This is a genomic window from Brevundimonas sp. (assembly GCF_041648615.1).
Taxonomy (GTDB): domain Bacteria; phylum Pseudomonadota; class Alphaproteobacteria; order Caulobacterales; family Caulobacteraceae; genus Brevundimonas.
In genome coordinates this window covers 52,044-70,443 of the sequence record NZ_JBAZOS010000007.1, presented here as the reverse complement: position 1 = coordinate 70,443, position 18,400 = coordinate 52,044, and the positions used below count along the sequence as shown (strand labels likewise).

At 65.2% G+C, this 18,400-nt stretch carries 12 protein-coding genes and 1 tRNA gene; 9 read left to right on the top strand and 4 right to left on the bottom strand.

The genetic code is table 11. The annotated features are described in order from the left end of the window. Positions 1-33 precede the first annotated feature (33 nt). A complete protein-coding gene (locus WC555_RS05065; protein ID WP_373251737.1) occupies positions 34-1,638 on the bottom strand; it encodes an amidase in 1,605 nt (534 codons plus the stop codon). Further along, positions 1,572-3,830 carry a S9 family peptidase gene (locus WC555_RS05060; protein ID WP_373251735.1) on the bottom strand — a complete coding sequence of 753 codons (2,259 nt, stop codon included), beginning with the start codon at positions 3,828-3,830 and terminating at the stop codon, positions 1,572-1,574. The genes WC555_RS05065 and WC555_RS05060 overlap by 67 nt, the downstream gene beginning before the upstream one ends. Positions 3,831-3,944: 114 nt before the next feature. Between WC555_RS05060 and WC555_RS05055 the strand changes: the two genes are divergently transcribed. Together WC555_RS05055 and WC555_RS05050 are read left to right on the top strand one after the other, a co-directional pair. Then, a complete protein-coding gene (locus WC555_RS05055) occupies positions 3,945-4,760 on the top strand; it encodes a ferredoxin--NADP reductase (RefSeq protein ID WP_373251734.1) in 816 nt (271 codons plus the stop codon). Next, positions 4,732-5,076: a chorismate mutase gene (locus WC555_RS05050; protein WP_373251731.1), complete on the top strand. Its 345-nt coding sequence runs from the start codon at positions 4,732-4,734 to the stop codon at positions 5,074-5,076. The genes WC555_RS05055 and WC555_RS05050 overlap by 29 nt, the downstream gene beginning before the upstream one ends. Here the strand turns inward: WC555_RS05050 and WC555_RS05045 are convergent. Together WC555_RS05045 and WC555_RS05040 are read right to left on the bottom strand one after the other, a co-directional pair. Next, positions 5,073-5,426, bottom strand: coding sequence for an Hpt domain-containing protein (locus WC555_RS05045; protein WP_373251729.1), 354 nt, complete (start codon positions 5,424-5,426; stop codon positions 5,073-5,075). The two genes, WC555_RS05050 and WC555_RS05045, sit on opposite strands and share 4 nt — an antisense overlap. After that, positions 5,426-6,877 carry an amino acid permease gene (locus WC555_RS05040; protein WP_373251726.1) on the bottom strand — a complete coding sequence of 484 codons (1,452 nt, stop codon included), beginning with the start codon at positions 6,875-6,877 and terminating at the stop codon, positions 5,426-5,428. Before WC555_RS05040 ends, WC555_RS05045 begins: the two co-directional genes overlap by 1 nt. A gap of 199 nt (positions 6,878-7,076) precedes the next feature. Here WC555_RS05040 and WC555_RS05035 point away from each other — a divergent pair. The 7 genes from WC555_RS05035 to WC555_RS05005 all read left to right on the top strand — a co-directional run bounded on the left by WC555_RS05035 (position 7,077) and on the right by WC555_RS05005 (position 18,328). Then, positions 7,077-7,152 (top strand) — tRNA-Lys (locus WC555_RS05035). A gap of 387 nt (positions 7,153-7,539) precedes the next feature. Next, positions 7,540-9,156 (top strand): type I restriction-modification system subunit M, encoded by a 1,617-nt coding sequence (locus tag WC555_RS05030; protein ID WP_373251724.1) that lies wholly within the window; start codon positions 7,540-7,542, stop codon positions 9,154-9,156. Further along, on the top strand, positions 9,149-10,414 hold the full coding sequence (locus WC555_RS05025) for a restriction endonuclease subunit S (RefSeq protein WP_373251721.1): 1,266 nt from the start codon (positions 9,149-9,151) through the stop codon (positions 10,412-10,414). The genes WC555_RS05030 and WC555_RS05025 overlap by 8 nt, the downstream gene beginning before the upstream one ends. Then, a complete protein-coding gene (locus WC555_RS05020; protein ID WP_373251719.1) occupies positions 10,414-11,739 on the top strand; it encodes an FRG domain-containing protein in 1,326 nt (441 codons plus the stop codon). The genes WC555_RS05025 and WC555_RS05020 overlap by 1 nt, the downstream gene beginning before the upstream one ends. 97 nt (positions 11,740-11,836) lie before the next feature. Next, positions 11,837-14,053 carry an McrB family protein gene (locus WC555_RS05015; protein WP_373251717.1) on the top strand — a complete coding sequence of 739 codons (2,217 nt, stop codon included), beginning with the start codon at positions 11,837-11,839 and terminating at the stop codon, positions 14,051-14,053. After that, a complete protein-coding gene (gene mcrC, locus WC555_RS05010; protein WP_373251715.1) occupies positions 14,053-15,192 on the top strand; it encodes a 5-methylcytosine-specific restriction endonuclease system specificity protein McrC in 1,140 nt (379 codons plus the stop codon). Before WC555_RS05015 ends, mcrC begins: the two co-directional genes overlap by 1 nt. 1 nt (position 15,193) lies before the next feature. Continuing rightward, positions 15,194-18,328, top strand: coding sequence for a type I restriction endonuclease subunit R (locus WC555_RS05005; RefSeq protein WP_373251714.1), 3,135 nt, complete (start codon positions 15,194-15,196; stop codon positions 18,326-18,328). Positions 18,329-18,400 lie beyond the last annotated feature (72 nt).

The following is an 18,400-nucleotide window of genomic DNA, read 5'->3' as shown; positions in this document are numbered from 1 at the left end:
CAAAAACCAACCGCCACGCCGAAGGTTGCCGTCCTAACGCGCCGCCAGCGTGGGCGGCCTGCGCTCATGCGTCCGCTGCTCATAGGCATAGCCCAGCGACAGGATGCGGGCGTCGTCCCAACGGCCGCCGATGAAGCTCAGGCCGACCGGCATGCCGCGGTCGAAGCCCATCGGCACGGTCAGGTGCGGATAGCCCGCCACCGCCGCCAGCCGGCTGGCCGATCCCTGGGCCTCGTCGTCGTCGGCGGGGTCGTTGGTCCAGGCCCGCGAGGTCGTCGGCGCGATCAGGGCGACGACCGTATTGTCGGCCATCATCCGGTCGATGCCCTCCGGCCCGGCGGCCCGCAGGGCGTTGGCGCGGGCGGCCACATAGACCGGATCCGCCAGCCCCGTGGTCGCCTCGGCCCGCAGGAACAGCTCCTGGCCGAACAGCACCGTCTCGCGCGGCTCCGCATCGTTGAAGGCGATCAACTCGGCGAGGGTGCGCGTCGGGACCTGCGCCGGGTCGGTCGAAGCCAGATAGGCGTTCAGGTCGTGCTTCAGCTCGCTCATCAGCACCTGGATTTCCCAGCCGCCGATGGCGCGGAAATCCTTCGGCGCCTCGGGGATCTCGACCAGTTCGGCCCCCGCGTCGCGCAGGGCCTGCAGGGCCCGCTCGAACTCGGCCCGGGTCTCCGCCGAATAGTTCGGGACCAGGAAGCGCATGACGCCGATCCGGGTCCCGCTCAGGCTCCCGGCGTCGAGCGCCGCGCGATAGTCGACCTTGCGCGCATCGGCCTCGACCGTCGCCGGATCGGCGGGGTCGGACCCCGCGATGACCGACAGCACGATGGCCGCGTCCTCGACCGTGGTGGTGATCGGCCCGGCGGTGTCCTGGGAATGGCTGATCGGCACGATGTGGGTGCGCGACACCAGACCCACCGTCGGCTTGAACCCGACCACGCCGTTGACCGAAGCCGGGCAGGTGATCGACCCGTCCGTCTCGGTCCCGATCGCCGCCGGGGCGAGACCGATGGCCACCGCCACCGCGCTGCCCGCCGACGAGCCGCAGGGCGTGCGTTCGTGATCATAGGGATTGAGCGTTTGGCCACCCACCGCGCTCCAGCCGCTGATGGAATTGGTCGAACGGATGTTGGCCCACTCCGACAGATTGGCCTTGCCGAGGATCACTGCCCCGGCTGCGCGAAGGCGAGTGACAAGCGGGGCGTCACGGCCCGGTGCATTCGCGCTCAGCGCCAGCGATCCGGCGGTGGTCGGCATATCGGCCGTTTCGATATTGTCCTTCAAGATTATTGGCACGCCCGCGACTGGTCCGGGAGCCATCTTGATGAGCGACTCCAGAGGAGCCACAGCCAGTACGCTGTTCAACTCAACCGACGTGCCCGGCGGACGGTCACCCCACGCCAGCGCTAGGTATGAGGACGTCAGGCAGAGGCGGGCTGTCTCACTCCGTTCGCGCCCGATTAACTGCGCCACCGTGTAGCTCGGCACGGCGCCGCTGCATGCATCTGCATCCTCAGCAGGACCGGCCGCGCTGACACATCCTCCGAGCGATATCGCCGCCGCCGCGATCAGTCCCGCGCGGCGGGCGCCCTTGAACCGATCGTGCGATCCAGGAAGTCGAGATACGTACGCCATTGCTGCAGCTGCCTTTCATTGCCCCGCACGCCGTGGCGCTGGCCGGGATAGAGCATCAGTTCGAACGGGGTGGACGAGGCCTGCAGCGCGTCGATGACGCGGGTGGAGTTCTCGAGGATGACGTTGTCGTCCGCCATGCCGTGCATCAACAGCAGCCGGCCGGTCAGGTTCGGCAGGCGCGGAATGGCGTCAGAGGCGGCATAGCCGGCGGCGTTCGCTTCCGGCGTCGACATGTAGCGCTCGGTGTAGTGGGTGTCGTACAGGCTCCACTCGGTCGGCGGCGCGCCGGCGATCGCCGAGGCCAGCCCCATGTCGGGTTCGGTCAGGGCCATCAGGCTCATGAAGCCGCCATAGGACCAGCCCATCATGGCGATGCGGCTGTCGTCGACATAAGGCAGCGATCTCAGATAGTTCGCCGCCAGAACCTGATCCTCGATCTCGGGCTGTCCCATCTTCAGATGAAGCGCCTGTTTGAACGCCGCCGAACGATCCCCCTCGCCCCGGTTGTCGAGGCGGAAGACGATGTAGCCGGCCTCGGTCAACAGCTGGCTGGTGGCGCCCTGCCATCCCTTCTTGACCCCACCGCCCGACGGGCCGCCATAGACCTGCATCACCACCGGATAGGTCTTCGACGGATCGAAGCCCGGCGGCGTGGTCATCTGCCAGACCAGGGTCTCACCATGGCTCGGCAGCGTCCCGAACGTCACCTGTCCCCGGCGCGAGAGGAACGGATACATCGGATGACCCGCATCCAGCCGGTTCTCCTCGATCCACCGCACGAAGGCGCCGTCGGCGCGGTAGAGGCCTGACTGCGAGGGGGTGTTCAGGTCGGTGTAGTTGCCGACATAGGCGGTGCCGGTCTTGTTGACCGAGGCGCTCCACCAGCCGCCTTCCGGCGTCACCGCCACCGGCTCGACGGTCCGACGCAGCGAGGCGCGGAACAGCTGCTGTTCGATCGGCAGCTCGCGCCCGTCGCGCATCGAGGCGGTGAAGAAGACCTCGCCCGTGGCCTGGTTGACGCCGTTCAGAGACTTGACCGGCCAGTCCCCGCGGGTGATCGCCCGCAGCCGCCGGCCCTCGCGGTTATGGAGATACAGGTGTTTCCAGCCGGTCTCCTCCGACGACCAGATGAAATTGCCGTCGTCCAGCGCCTTGAAGTCGTTGTTCAGCGACACCCAGGCGTCCGACCGCTGGGTCGAGATCACGCGCGACGCGCCGGTGGCCGGATCGACGCTCAACAGGTCCAGCCGCTTCTGGTCGCGGCTCTCGCGCTGCACATACAGGGTGCGCCCGTCGGCCGACCAGTTGACGCGGGCCAGATAGATGTCGGCGTTCTCGCCCAGATCGACCTTGACCCGGCCGCCGCCGACGATGTCGCGCACATACAGTTCGACCACCGCATTGGGCCGGCCCGCGCGCGGATAGCGCTGCTCGACCACCGTGGCCCCGCCGCCGGTGATGTCCAGCCGCGGCACGACGTCGACCGTGCTCTCGTCGGTGCGTTGCAGGGCGATGTAGCGTTCGTCCGGGCTCCACCAGTAGCCGGTGTCGCGATCCATCTCTTCCTGGGCGATGAACTCGGCGGTCGCCCAGGTGATCAGGCCCTCGCCGTCGTCGGTGATCGGCGTCTCGGCGCCGCTGGCCAGGTCGACGACAACCAGATCCTGATCGCGCACGAAGGAGACGTAGGCGCCCTTGGGGCTGACCTTGGCGTCGATCTCGTCGGCCTCGGTCTCGGTCAGGCGACGCACCGCGCCTCCCTCACGGCTGGCCAGGAAGATGTCGCCTTCCAGCGGGGCCAGAATGTATCGGCCCTGTTCGTCCCACGAATATTCGACCACGCCCCGCGCGCTGATCCGCATCCGCTCGCGCCGGGCCTTCTCGGCCTCGGACAGTTCGCCCGCGTCGGGGACCAACGCCCGGGCGTCGATCAGTTTGAAGGGTTCGCCGGCGCCGATGGGCGCGGCCCACAGGTCCAGAACGTCCACGTCGTCCTCGCGTGAGCGCAGGAAGGCCACCAGTTCGCCGTCCGGCGACAGGCTGACCGACCGGGCCACCGGCCCCGCCAGCGAAGGATTGGCGAACACCCGCTCGGGCGTCAGGATCGCCGGGTCCGGGGTTTGCGCCATCGCGGCGGTGAAGGGCGACAACGCCGCAAGGAACAGGGTGGAGGCGAGAAGTTTGTTGCGCATGGAGGCGACGCTAGCGGCTGAAAACTGTTGCGTCATCCCCACTTCTGCCTTCCGAAGTCCGCGCGACACCGCATCCCTTCCGCTTCCGGCCCCCACGCCCTAATAAGCACCCGGATGACCGACGCCGCCCTCTCTCCCCCGCCCGCCAAACCCTCCGCCTTCCACGAGCTGGAAGTGCTGTGGGTGCGCCACTGGACCGACCAGCTGTTCAGCTTCGCCATCGCCCGCCCGGACGATTTCCGCTTCCGCTCGGGCGAGTTCGTGATGATCGGCCTGCCCGGCGAAGACGGCGGCAAACCCGTCCTTCGGGCCTATTCCATCGCCAGCCCTTCCTGGGACGAACAGCTGGAGTTCGTGTCGATCAAGGTCCCCGACGGCCCCCTGACCTCGCGCCTTCAAAAAATCCAGCCGGGTGATGTCGTCCTGATGGGCAAGAAGCCGACCGGCACCCTGGTGCTGGACGCCCTGACCGGCGGCGAGCGCCTGTGGCTGATCGGGACCGGCACGGGCCTCGCTCCGTGGCTCAGCATCGTGCGCGACCCCGACACCTGGGCCCGCTTCTCCCAGGTCGTGATCTGTCACACCGTGCGCAACGTCGCCGACCTGACCTATCGCGACTTCCTGACCTCGGGCATCCATGACGACCCCCTGATCGGCGAGGAGGCCAAGGCCCGGCTGGTCTACTACCCCACCGTCACCCGCGAGGCCTTCGAGACGCCCGGCCGCATCACCGACCGCATCAAGTCCGGCGCCCTGTTCGCCGATCTGGGCCTGCCCCAGGGCTTCTCGCCGGAACGGGACCGGGTCATGCTGTGCGGCTCCATGGCCATGATCAAGGAAACGGCCGAACTGCTCGAAGCCTTCGGCATGAAGGAGGGCTCGAACGCCGAGCCGGGCGACTATGTGCTGGAGCGCGCCTTTGTCGGATAGCGTCACGATCGATCCGCGCACCGCGCCGGAAGCCTGCGCCTCCATGGCCGAGGTCCGTCAGGGCGTCGACGCCCTCGACCGCGCCCTCGTCCGGCTGCTGGCCGAGCGTCAGCGCTACATGGACGCCGCCGCCCGCATCAAGCCGGATCGCTCGGTCGTCCACGACGACGCCCGCATCGAGGACGTGGTGCAGAAAGTGCTGGCCGCCGCCGCACCCGCCGGCCTGTCGCCCGCCATCGCCGAGCCCGTCTGGCGGACCCTGATCGACCGCTGCATCGCCCACGAGTTCGAGACCTTCGACCGCACGCGCGGCTAGCGCCTCAGAGATCTCAGCATCAACTCGTGCCGATACGCCGCCACGTCGGCCAGGGCGGCCTCCAGCGCATCGTGAACCCGGTTCAGCAGCGGTGAGGCCGTCGTCTTGTCCGCCGCCTCCGCCGCCTGACAGGCCACGGCCAGCGCGCCGGCCCCGATCCCCGCGGCCGCGCCGCGCAGGGTGTGCACTGCATCCCGCCAGCCCTCGTCGCGCACGTCCAGCATCGGCGACCACAGGGCCGCCTGCTGCGCGAACAGGCCCAGCACCTCCTCGCTGATCCCGTCGTCGCCGCCGGTCGTCGCCTCCAGAACGGAGAAATCGACCGCGCCGGACAGGTCGCGCAGGGCCATCAGCCCGCCTGCTCCTCGCCCTTGGCCAGGCGCGAATGCCGCGACGACCAGACGAAGTAGATGACCAGTCCGATCGCGTTCCAGATCACGAACCACATCTGCGTCCGGGCCGCGAGGCTGAAGAAGAAGACGATGCAGCCGATGATGGTGATCCCGCCCACCAGCCACCACAGCGGCGCCCGGAACAGGCGCGGCCGGTTGGGGTCGCGGACGCGCAGCACGATCAGGCAGACGCCCACCGCCGCGAAGGCCGCCAGCGTCCCGGCGTTGGCCAGGGAGGCCAGTTCATCCAGTCGCATGACCCCCGCCAGCGCCGCCACGACGATGGCGGTGAAGATGGTCACCACCGCCGGCACGCCGCGCACCGAGACCCGGGCCAGACGACGCGGCAGCAGGCCGTCGCGCGCCATGCCAAGGAAGATGCGGCTCTGGCCGAACAGGAAGGCCAGCAGCACGGTCGGCAGGGCGATGACGGCGCTGGCCGCGATCCACTGCGCCGCCGTGCCCTGCCCCATCTCGCGCAGGATCAGGGCCAGGGGCTCGGGGCTTTCGGCGAAGCTGGCCACCGGCCGGGCGCCGATCGCGGCGGCCGCGACCACCAGATACAGGGCCGTGCAGACCACCATCGAACCGACGATGCCGATGGCCAGGTCGCGCTCGGGCCGCTTGGTCTCTTCCGCCGCCGTCGAGATGGCGTCGAAGCCGTAGAAGGCGAAGAAGATGATGGCCGCCGCCGCCATCACTCCGGTCTGGACCACGGGCTGGCCGGTGATCTGCTCGGCGAACGGCAGGGCCGGCGAACCGAAGCCGTTGGGCATGAAGGGAGTGAAGTTGGCGGCGTCGAAGGCCGGCAGGGCGATGGCCACGAAGGCGATCAGGGCCAGGATCTTGATCACCACCAGCACTGCATTCAGCGTCGCGCTCTCGCGCGTGCCCAGCAGCAGCAGGCCGGTGACCACGGCGATGATGAACACCGCCGGCAGGTTGACGATCCCGCCCGCCACATGCGGCCCGACCGTCAGCGCCGTCGGCAGGTCCAGCCCCATGCCGCTCAGGAAACCGACCGCATAGCCCGACCAGCCCACGGCCACCGCCGACACGACCAGCGAATATTCCAGGATCAGGCTCCAGCCGACGATCCAGGCGATCAGCTCGCCCAGCACGGCGTAGGAATAGGTGTAGGCGCTGCCCGCCGCCGGCATCATGGTCGACAGCTCGGCATAGGCCAGGGCGGCGCAGGCGCAGACCAGACCCGCCAGTCCGAAGCTGATCATCACCGCCGGCCCGGCCAGGCCGGCGCCCACGCCGATCAGGGTCAGGATGCCGGTGCCGACGATGGCCCCGACGCCCAGGGCCATCAGGTGCGGCCAGCTCAGCGTCTTCTTCAGCGCATGCCCGCTGTGCGGGGCCAGCATGGCGTCGATCGAGCGCCGGCGGTTCCAGAAGGCCATGGTGCGTTTTCCCCCGCGCCGCTCCCCGGCGGCTGATTCAGCAACCCTAGACCGTCCTGCGACAAAGCGGAACGGACCGCCATATCCCCTTGCACGCGGGAGGCATTCCCATTAGGTACGCTCCCTCGCCGACGCCGGTCCCCGACCGGAACAGCGCGGGACGGCCTGAGCCTTGCGGGGCTGGCCTGACGAATGGTCCGGGTGATTAGCTCAGTTGGTAGAGCAGCTGACTCTTAATCAGCGGGTCGTAGGTTCGAACCCTACATCACCCACCATCGTCCTCATTGAAAGACAACGTTTTTTTAGAACGACTAGCAGCTGTCGACATTGCGTCCGGCCGCGCCGGGTAACGCACTGGGTAACACACGCATGACGCCTGCCGTCCGCAATGACCGTGTGACAAACCCGAAAAAAAGCCGTGAGTTTTGACGACGGAGAAATTTGTCGAGACCACCGGTTTCCGCGCTGGAACATCTTAAGTTTTGCCGTCCCCCGGTCTCTGCGTGTCCGAGGGGTGCCAGTTACACTCCAATGGCGGCACGTTCGGCGAGACCGAACGGTAGAGAGCATGCTGCCCTTTCTCCAAGGATTGAGCACCCCACAGTGGTTGCATCCAACGTCGGCGACCGCCTATCACGGGAAATGGTCGGGGAGGATCAAGCGTGGCGGTTGAACGAAATAGTGGCAGCGATCTTGGGTTCGAGGCCGATCTGTTCAAGGCGGCCGACAAGCTCCGGGGCAATCTCGAGCCGTCGGAATACAAGCACGTCGCGCTCGGTCTGATCTTCCTTAAATACATCTCCGAGGCCTTCGAGGCGCAGCACACCAAGCTGCAGAGCGTTGAGTACGCCGACCCCGAGGACCCCGAGGAATACCTGGCCGCCAATGTCTTCTGGGTGCCGCCGGCGGCGCGCTGGTCGCATCTCCAGGCCAACGCCAAGGTTCGGGAAATCATCTACGAGGACGTCACCACCGGTCGCGAGAAGAAGGGCGACATCGGCGGACTGATCGATAACGCCATGGAGGCCATCGAGAAGGCCAACATCGCCGTGCTCAAGGACGTCCTGCCCAAGACCTATTCCCGGCCCCAGCTGGACAAGACCATGCTGGGCGAGCTGATCGACCTGTTCTCCAACGTCGACATGCGCGGCGACCATGGCAAGGCACGCGACCGGCTGGGCCGGGCCTATGAGTATTTCATCAGCCAATTCGCCGGGGCCGAGGGCCGACGGGGCGGCGAATTCTACACCCCCCGCTCGGTGGTTCAGACAATCGTCGAAATGTTGCAGCCCGGTCGAGGCCGCGTCTACGACCCTTGCTGCGGTTCGGGCGGAATGTTCGTTCAATCCGAGCGGTTTATCGAGAACCACCAAGGGCGCCGGTCGGACATCGCCATCTATGGCCAGGAGCGGAACCACACCACCTGGCGGCTGTGCCGCATGAACTTGGCTGTGCGAGGCATAGACGCCGACATTCGCTGGAACAATGAGGGCAGCTTCCTGCGCGACGAGTTCGCCCAGACCAAGTTCGACTTCGTCATGGCCAACCCGCCGTTCAACATCTCCGACTGGTGGCAGCCGCAGCTGGAGGGCGACGCGCGCTGGACGTTCGGCACACCGCCGCAGGGAAATGCGAACTTCGCCTGGCTACAGCACATCCTGCACCACCTGGCCCCGCGCGGCACCGCCGGCGTGGTCTTGGCCAACGGTTCGATGTCGTCACAACAGTCGGGTGAGGGCGAGATCCGCAAGGCCCTGATCGAAGCCGACCACGTCGACTGTATGGTCGCCCTGCCGGGCCAGCTGTTCTACTCGACCCAGATTCCCGCCTGCCTGTGGTTCTTGGCGCGGGACAAGAGCGCCAACGGTCATCGCGACCGCCGTGGTGAGATCCTGTTCATTGATGCCCGCAAGCTGGGCCATCTGGTCGACCGGACTCGGCGGGAATTCAGCGACGGGCCCAACGGCGACATCGCGAAGATCGCAGAAACCTACCACCGCTGGCGCAACCGGCCGGAGGCGAACTCGGCAGCCGGTTTGACGCCATATGAGGACGAGCCGGGCTTCTGCCGCTCTGCGACGCTCGACGAGGTGCGCGGCCACGGTCACGTCCTGTCCCCGGGCCGCTACGTCGGTGCCGCGGACGTGGAGGACGACGGCGTCGGCTTTGAGGAACGGCTCGCGGGGCTGCGGGCCAAACTAGCGCAGCAGTTCGAGGCGGGACAAACGCTGGAGGCGCGGATCTTCGACATGCTGGGCCAAGCGACGTCTAATGGGTGACTGGATCCAGACTACAGTTGGGGAGCAGGCCACGCTTCAGCGTGGATTTGACATTACGCGAAATGCTCAACGTCCAGGGCCCGTTCCTGTCATCTCGTCGAGTGGGACATCGAGCTTTCATGACGAAGCTGCAGCTAAAGGGCCTGGCGTAGTTCTCGGACGAAAGGGTGTGGTTGGGAGCGTCTTCTTCGTGGAGACCGACTACTGGCCCCATGACACATCCCTATGGGTCAAAGATTTCCACGGCAACGACCCCCGCTTTGTCTATTATTTCTTCCGGTCCTTCGCCCCAGAGTTGGCGCAGCTAGATGTGGGGTCTGCCAATCCAACTCTCAATCGGAACCACGTTCACCCTATATCGATCGTGTGGCCGAGTTCGGTTGTCGAGCAGCAAGCAATCTCAGATCTTTTGGGTTCTCTCGATGACAAGATCGAGCTGAACCGGCGGATGAACGAAACGCTCGAGGCGATGGCCCAAGCGATCTTCCGCGACTGGTTCGTGGACTTCGGCCCCGTCCGCCGCAAACTGGCCGGCACCACTGCCCCCGTCGAAATCATGGGCGGCCTGACCCCCGACCCCACGCGCGCCGCCGCCCTGGCGGCGCTGTTTCCAGATGGGCTAGGTGACGACGGTCTGCCGGTCGGTTGGAGCGAACGCCCGATCGGCGATCTCGTGGACATCGCCGGTGGCTCTACACCCAGCACGACCGACGAAAACCTCTGGCAGCCCGCCGAGCACCGCTGGGCAACGCCTAAGGACCTGTCCAACATGTCCGACCTCGCCTTGTTCGAGACAGGCCGCCGGATCAGTTCGGCAGGTCTCTCCAAAATCACCTCCGGCTTGCTGCCCGCCGGGACGGTGCTGCTCTCGTCCCGCGCGCCAATCGGCTACCTCGCCATCGCCCAGGCACCGGTGGCCATCAATCAGGGCTTCATCGCCCTGATGCCAACAGCAGACTTCGGCGGGGCCTATCTCTATCTGTGGTGCAAGGTGAACATGGAGGCAGTCCTCGCCAATGCGAACGGCTCGACCTTCCAGGAAATCAGCAAAAAGAACTTCCGACCGATCACCTCGGCCGTGCCGAACGACGGCGCTGTCTGCCGCGCCTTCGGCGAGATCGCCGAACCGATGTTCGCCCGCATCGTCAGCGCCGCCGCCGAGACCAGCACCCTTTCCGAAGCTCGCGACTATCTGCTCCCCCGCCTGATGTCCGGCGCGGTGCGGGTGGGCGATATTGATCAGGTCGACATCAGCTAATGGAAGCGCGGACTGGCACCGAAACGGCCTATCATCTCAGCCTGCCTGAGTGGCCGAAGCTCGCCTTCGGGAAACCCGAGATCGACGGCCTAATGCCCGTTTGTCGTATCCGTTACTGGCGACGGTTTGAATCAGCACTGGGCAACAAACTCATGAACCGGCCTGGCACTGAACTGATCTTTCGGGGGCAGCGACGACAAGAGTGGCAACTGACGCCTACCTTAGGGCGCTACTCCAACTCAGGGGTCGTCGACGCGAAGCGTGCAGAGGAGCAAAAAAGGGAGTTCAGGCTCGCAATGCGTGGCCGAGGGATCGGCCCCGATCTCCTCGACGAAGACAAGGAACTGTGGGCGTTTGGACAGCATCACGGGCTGGCTACGCCTCTCCTAGACTGGACAAAATCACCTTTCGTCGCGCTGTTCTTCGCCTTCGCCGATCCAGACTTCTCCTACGAAGATCCAAATCCCACGCGCACCATCTTCGTGATTAACAAGACCGCGCTCGAGGAGTTGGATCCTGACTTGATCGTCCAGCCGTTGCGAAATGACCATACGCGACTGGTCAACCAAGCTGGCCTTTTTACCCTCTCCCCGCTGGGCTCGGATACTCTCAGCAGCCGCATCTTCAATCTTCTGTCTGAGACCGAGACAGTCGATATGGATGATCCCGCCGCAGTCGGGCGCTACATCTTCAAGATTCATGTGCCCAACGAGTTGCGCAGGGAATGTCTTGCGATGCTACGCAAGATGAACATCCACCATGGCAGTCTGTTTCCCGATCCCATCGGAGCATCGCTCTACTGCAATGAGTGGTTCGGCGGCCGTGTCGACGAGCCGGAAACCCCCGCCCCCGCCAGCACTCGGAAGCTAGCCGCTCGAAAACCCCTCGCCGCCGGTAAGCCTCTCCCGACCCAGCCGAAGCCGAAGACATCCCCACCGCCCGCCGCAGCCGGGCTCGGGGGGAAGCCAACCGGGAACATAGGGAAGGAGCTTGGCTCTCTGCTCCGTAGGTTTGGGCTTGAGAAAAGCCAGACGGCAATCCTTGCCGATGCCCTTGAAGCGAAGTTCGAAACCAGCGCGCCGATCGACTGGAAGGGCCGCGCCTTCGGCAGCGCCTCGGTCAGCGTCGAGATCAAAAGAATTTTGCGCATGAACGGTATCGAAAGCGACAGCGTCGAGCCGATCTCAGCTGCTGTATTTGAACTGTTTCAGCGCGCTTCGAGCTCAGCTCTCCCCGGTCAGGAGTCGAAGGCCACCGGGCCAGAAGATGACTTCTTCCGACCCATTCGAACTCAAGAAGACGCCCCCCGGGAGAGCGACACATGAGTGATCTCTACCGCCGCGGCGGGCCCCTTGATGGGCTCCCGCACCCAAGGTTCAAGTCTCCTCGCGCAGACGGGGTCACGGAACAGAAAGTTTCCGGATGAGCCAGACACTAGATACCACCGCCCTGCGAGAGGCCTACGCCGTTTTCCAGAACGTCTATGGCGACACGCGGGGCCAAGCTTGGCGACAATCCTATGCGGAACGGGTGGCGTCGGTGCAGGACGCCCCCGCTGATGTCTGGGTCACGCCGGCCTTCCAGCAGAGCCTTTGGGAGTCCTCCGGCATAAGCGGTATCGGGCCTGGCTCGGCGGTCACGGTCATGGGTGCCTATCAGGACTCCGATTTGGCCGCCCTCCTGCTGAAGCTTCGCGACGAAGGTCTGCCTGATGATCCGCTGGCGGCGGCGGTTGCTATTCAGACCGCTTATGATTCCATCCTCGACCGGGTCAGGCCGAAATACACGGAGAAGCGCCCGCGCGCTCGCATCGCCCGCCTGCTCGCCGCGCTCTACCCCCGGCACATGACCTGCCTGATGGATGACCGGCGGACCTATCAGGTGCTGGGCTTGGCGGGCGCGGGCAAAGCCGCCACCAGCTGGGTCGGTCAGAACCCCCTGATCCGCGCTCGACTGCGCGAGGCGCTGGAGGGCCTAGGCGGCACCGACGTCGATCACGCCATGTTCAGCTGGTACCTTTGGGAGACGAATTTCGGCACTCCAGAACAGGGGGCCCTTGAAGTCGTCGGAATGGGCCGCACGCCGAGCGACGTTCCCGCCTTTTCCCTGATGCCCGCAGCGCTCCAACGGCCGAGCCTAGTGTTCGTCAAGGATAACATGACGGTGCTGCTGACTATGCTCCGCGAGTGCGAGCAGGGCCTCAGCCGTCTGGACGTGATTGACGTTATCCGCACCGCCGCGCCCAACCTGAACGAGGGCAGCGCGTCGATTGTGCTGTCGCAGGCTATGGGCGGACTGGGCCTGCTACAGCTCAGCGATGGCGGATATCGGCCGACGAGCCGTGGCCTTGAAGTGCTCAATGCCGCCGTTCCCGTTCACGCGCTGCGTGGTCCGTTGATTGGCCGCGTGCTGGGTGCCGGGCTCCTCCTTCGCTTGATGCTCAAGCATCCGGACGGCGTCCTGATGCAAGCTTTGGCCAGCGAGCTACAGGAGCAGTTTCCGACCTGGAAAACTCCGCGATCGGGGCAGGAGCTTATCCAGTGGCTAGTGGCCACCGACCTGTTCAGCGTCGAGACGGTTGGCGGAAGCTCGCTCTTACGATTGACCGAAGATGGTGAGGACTACGCTGCTGCCCTCCCCGAGGACTTCGACGACCGCTGGAAACCTCAGAGCGTCGTCACATCGGCATCTGCCACCGACGGCGGTGAGGAACTCGCGGCGGAAGTCGTCACCGGGCCCATGTTGGAGCCCTACACGCCAGCCGACATCGTCGCCGACGGCTGCTTTCTGCCGCAGGTCGACATCGACGCCATGCTGGCCCTGCTGAAGCACAAGAAGAACCTTGTGCTTCAGGGACCACCCGGGACCGGCAAGACCTGGCTGGCCCGACGCTTGGGCTACGCCCTAGCCGGGGCCAAGGATCCCGACCGGGTTATGGCGGTGCAGTTCCAGCCGTCCCTGTCATACGAGGACTTCGTGCGCGGCTGGCGTCCCTACGCCGGGGAAGACGGGAAGGGCGGGCTGCAACTGGCTGACGGTGCCTTCCTCGAATGTGTCACCGCCGCCTTGGCGCGCCCCAAGGAGGTTTTCGTGCTGGTGATCGAGGAGATCAACCGCGGCAATCCTGCTCAAATCCTTGGCGAGCTGTTGACCCTGCTCGAGGCCGACAAACGTATCCCCGGTGAGGCTCTCCGACTGGCCTATCCCCGAAAGCCGGATGAGCGGGTCTATATCCCGCCCAACCTGCACGTCATCGGCACGATGAACCTGGCCGACCGTTCGCTGGCGCTCGTCGACTTGGCCCTGCGGCGGCGCTTCGCCTTCCGGACGCTGGAGCCGATGCTGAACGATGCCTGGCGCAGCTGGTGTATGGCAGCCGGCGCACCGAGCGGGCTGGTCGATACGATGGCCAAGCGGCTGGGCGAACTGAACACGACCATCGCCGCGGACAACCGGCTGCGTTCGCAATTTTGTGTCGGGCATAGCTTCGTCACGCCGCCGAAGGCGGGCGTTGCGGACTGGCCGGGCTGGTTCCGGGCAGTGGTCGAAACCGAGATCGCCCCCCTTCTCGACGAGTACTGGTACGACGACGAACCGACAGCCAAATCCCAGAAAGCAAAGCTGGTGGCCCCGCTGTGATGGAGGCGATCCACAGTCCGCAGGTGGTCCCGCCGCCCGCCGGTCTGTGGCGCAGTCACGTCGGCATTCCGATACGCAATCTGTGGCTGCTGCTGATGTACGCCTCCGATCTGGCAGCGTTCGGTCGCCGGTTCGACGGCATGGCCGACGAATCCGCCGACCTGCCCGAGTTGATGGCCCGCCTGTTGGCTTGGGTGGTCGAGCGCCGTCTGCGTCAGAATCTCTCGCGGGCCTATGAGCCCAAGGTCGCCACCTTGAACCGGGTGCGCGGCCGTATCGACTGGCTGCGGACCGAGTCTGGTCAACACCTGAACCGCGGCGAGGTGGTTTGCCGGTTCGAGGACCTGACCTGCGACACGCCCCGCAACCGGCTGGTGCGGGCGGCGCTGGAGCGGATGGCGGTTCAGGTGTCCAACCGCGACGTTCATCGCCGCTGTCGCACCCTCGCCCGGCAACTGGAGGAGATGGGAGTCAGTGCCGGACGCCCATCGCGTGCGGAACTCGCCCGCGACCAGATCGCGCGTCACGACGCCGAGGACAGACTGATGGTCAAGGTCGCCGAGCTGGCACTCGATCAGGTTCTGCCGAGCGAGGCGGAAGGCGACATGCGCACCACGCGGCTGGACCGCGACGAGGCGCTTCTTCGTCGGATTTTCGAAAAGGCCGTGGCGGGGCTCTACAAGTGCGAACTACATGGCCGCGACGGCTGGACCGTCTCGCCGCAGAGGTCCCTCGCGTGGAGCGTCGCTGACGAAAGCCCGGGTTTGGCGGCCCTGTTGCCCGGCATGAGCGCCGATGTGGTTCTGCAGCGATCTGCCGGGTCAGGCACTCCGCGGCGGATAGTCATCGAGACCAAATTCGCCGATGTCCTAACGACCAATCCATTCGGCAAGGACATGTTCAAGAACGGCCATCTCTATCAGCTCTACGCCTACCTCCAGACCCAGACTGGCAAGGGTGAGACCACCGCAGACGCGGCCGAAGGGATATTGCTCTACCCGGTTGTGGATCAGCACATCGACGAATGGGCCCTGATCCAGGGACATCGCATCCGTCTCGCCACCGTCGACCTTGCCGTTCCCGCCGACGAGCTGCGAGCACGTCTCCTCGGGTTGGTCTCGGAAGCCACAGGAACCTGACATGAGCGGCTTCTCCGAAGACATCGTCGAACATGCCGGTATCGAGATCCTCAAGGAGCTCGGCTGGAGCTATTTCCACGGCACCTCGGTCGCGCCCGACGGCCCGGCTCCGCAGCGCCAGGCCTTCTCGCAAGTCATCCTGCTGCCGCGCCTCGAGGCGGCGCTGGCAAGGCTCAATCCGCACGTTCCCGAACCGGCACGCAATGAAGCCATCCGACGGCTGCTGACCAGCGAAACCAGCTCCTTGGTCGAGGAGAACCGCCGCCTGCACAAACTGCTCACCGACGGCCTCGACACCGAATACCGGGCAGCGGACGGGCGGCTCGTCAGCGACAAAGTATGGTTGATCGATTTCGCCGACGTCGACGCCAACGACTGGGTCGCGATCAACCAGTTCACCGTCGTTGAAGGCCGACACAATCGCCGGCCGGACCTTGTGCTGTTCGTTAACGGCCTGCCGCTGGGCGTGCTGGAGCTAAAGAACGCCGCCGCCGAAAACGCCACCCTCGGCGACGCCTTCAACCAGCTGCAGACCTATCGCGAACAGGTCCCCAACCTGTTCCGCACCAATGCCGTCCTGGTAACGTCAGACGGCATCGAGGCACGGATCGGATCCCTGACCGCGGACGTGGAGCGGTTCATGCCTTGGCGCACCGTGACCGGCGAAGATTTCGCGCACCGGGGCACTCCCGAGCTCGAGACCCTTCTGCGGGGCGTCTTCAATCGCGAACATTTCCTGGCCCTGATCCGCGATTTCATCGTCTTCGGCGACCACGGCGACGGCCCTTTCAAGATCCTCGCCGGCTATCACCAGTTCCACGGTGCCCGAAAGGCGGTGCGCGAAGCGATCGACGCCACCCGTCCCGATGGCGACCGCAAGATCGGTGTCGTCTGGCACACCCAGGGGTCGGGCAAGAGCTTCCTGATGGCCTTCTTCGCCGGACTGGCGGTCAAGGCTCCCGAGCTGGAAAACCCCACCTTGCTGATCCTGACTGATCGCAATGATCTGGACGATCAGTTGTTCTCGACGTTCGGCCTGTGCCGAGACCTGATCCGCCAGAAGCCGGAACAGGCGGACAGCCGTGATGACCTGAAACGTCTGCTCAGCAGGGCATCCGGTGGCGTAATCTTCACCACCGTCCAGAAGTTTTCGCCGGAGCGCGGGGAAGAAGCCTTCCCGCTTCTCAGCGACCGTCGCAACCTTATCGTCATCGCCGACGAGGCCCACCGCAGCCAGTACGGCTTCGACTCCAAGCTCAACCCGACCACCGGGGTCCGGCGCTACGGCTATGCCCACTACGTGCGGCAGGCGATGCCGAACGCCTCCTTCATCGGCTTCACCGGCACGCCGATCGAGGCCACAGACGTCAACACCCCTGCCGTCTTCGGCGACTACATCGACATCTACGACATCAGCCGGGCGGTCGAAGACGGCGCGACAGTCCCGATCTATTATGAAAGCCGTCTGGCCCGCATCGAACTCGACGAAGACGAGAAGCCGAAGATCGACGCCGAGATCGAGGCGCTGGTCGAGGACGAAACCCTCACCGAGGCCGAAAAGGCCAAAGCCAAATGGTCAACGGTCGAGGCTCTGGTCGGGTCACACAAGCGGTTGCAGCAGATCGCCGCCGACCTCGTCCGGCATCTTGAAGCCCGGATCGACGCCATGGACGGCAAAGCCATGGCCGTTTGTATGAGCCGGCGCATCTGCGTCGACCTGTACAATGAGATCGTCGCCTTGCGACCCGACTGGCATTCCGATGATGACAGCGCAGGCGCGATCAAGATCGTCATGACCGGCGCGGCTTCCGATCCCCTCACCTGGCAAAAACACATCGGCAACAAGCGCCGGCGCGATGATCTCGCCAAGCGGGCCCGAAATCCTGAAGATCCGCTGCGTCTGGTGCTGGTTCGGGACATGTGGCTTACCGGCTTCGACGCGCCCTGCATGAACACGATGTATATCGACAAGCCCATGCGCGGACATGGCCTGATGCAGGCTATCGCACGCGTAAACCGCGTCTTCCGGGACAAGCCCGGCGGCCTGGTCGTCGACTACATCGGCATCGCCCAGAACCTGAAGAAGGCGCTCGGCCAATACACCGAGTCAGACGGCGAAAAGACGGGCATCGATGAGGAAGCGGCCGTGGCCGCTATGATCGAGCGCTACGAAATCGTCCGCGGCATGTTCCACGGCTTTGACTACATGCCCGGCATCGACGGCGCGCCGATGCAGCGGTTGACCTGCTTGGCCGGCGCCATCGATTGGGCTCTGAAATGGGCCGAAGACGAGGCGGCCAAGGTCACCAGTCTGGATGACAAGAAGAAGGCCCACCGGCGCTACCTCGACCTGGTGCTCGAGCTGAGCAAGGCTTATGCGCTCGCGTCCGCCAGCGACGCCGCCCGTGAGATCCGCGATGAGGTCGGGTTCTTCCAAGCCGTGCGCGCAGCTCTCTCGAAGAGCACCGCGACGGGCAAGCTCAGCCAGGCGGACAAGACCCTGGCCGTCCAGCAATTAATCGATCGGGCAATGGCATCCGCCGAGATCATCGACATCCTGAAAGTCGCCGGGATCCAGTCACCGGATATCTCCATTCTGTCTGATGAGTTCCTGCTCGAGATCCAGGGCATGGAGAAGAAGAACCTCGCCCTTGAAGCCTTAAAGAAGCTTCTCAACGGGGAGATCGCCAGCCGGTCACGGACGAACATCGTAGAAAGCCGGACCTTCTCGAAGCGGCTGGAAGACGCCGTCGCGCGCTACCATGCCGGGGCGCTGTCAGCCGTCGAGATGATCCAGGAATTGATAGCCCTGGCCAAGGACATGCAGGCCGCCCGAGCGCGTGGCGAGGAGCAGGGCCTGAGCCCGGAAGAGGTCGCCTTCTATGACGCCCTCGCTGAAAACGAGACGGCAGTGGAAGCCATGGGGAGCGAGACGCTCCGCGTCATCGCCCACGAGCTTCTGGAACAACTGCGCCAAAATGTGACCGTTGACTGGCACCAACGTGAAAGCGCCCGGGCTCGAATGCGGGTTTTGGTGAAGCGCATCCTCAAGAAGTTCGGGTATCCTCCGGATCTGTCGGACGAGGCGGTACAGACGGTCCTCGCTCAAGCAGAGATATTGCTAAGGGAGCTTTAGGCGGAGCTGCCTTCGGTGTCCCAGCACCTACGGATTGCGGCACCCCCAAGTTGAATGATTGAAAGGCGGCTT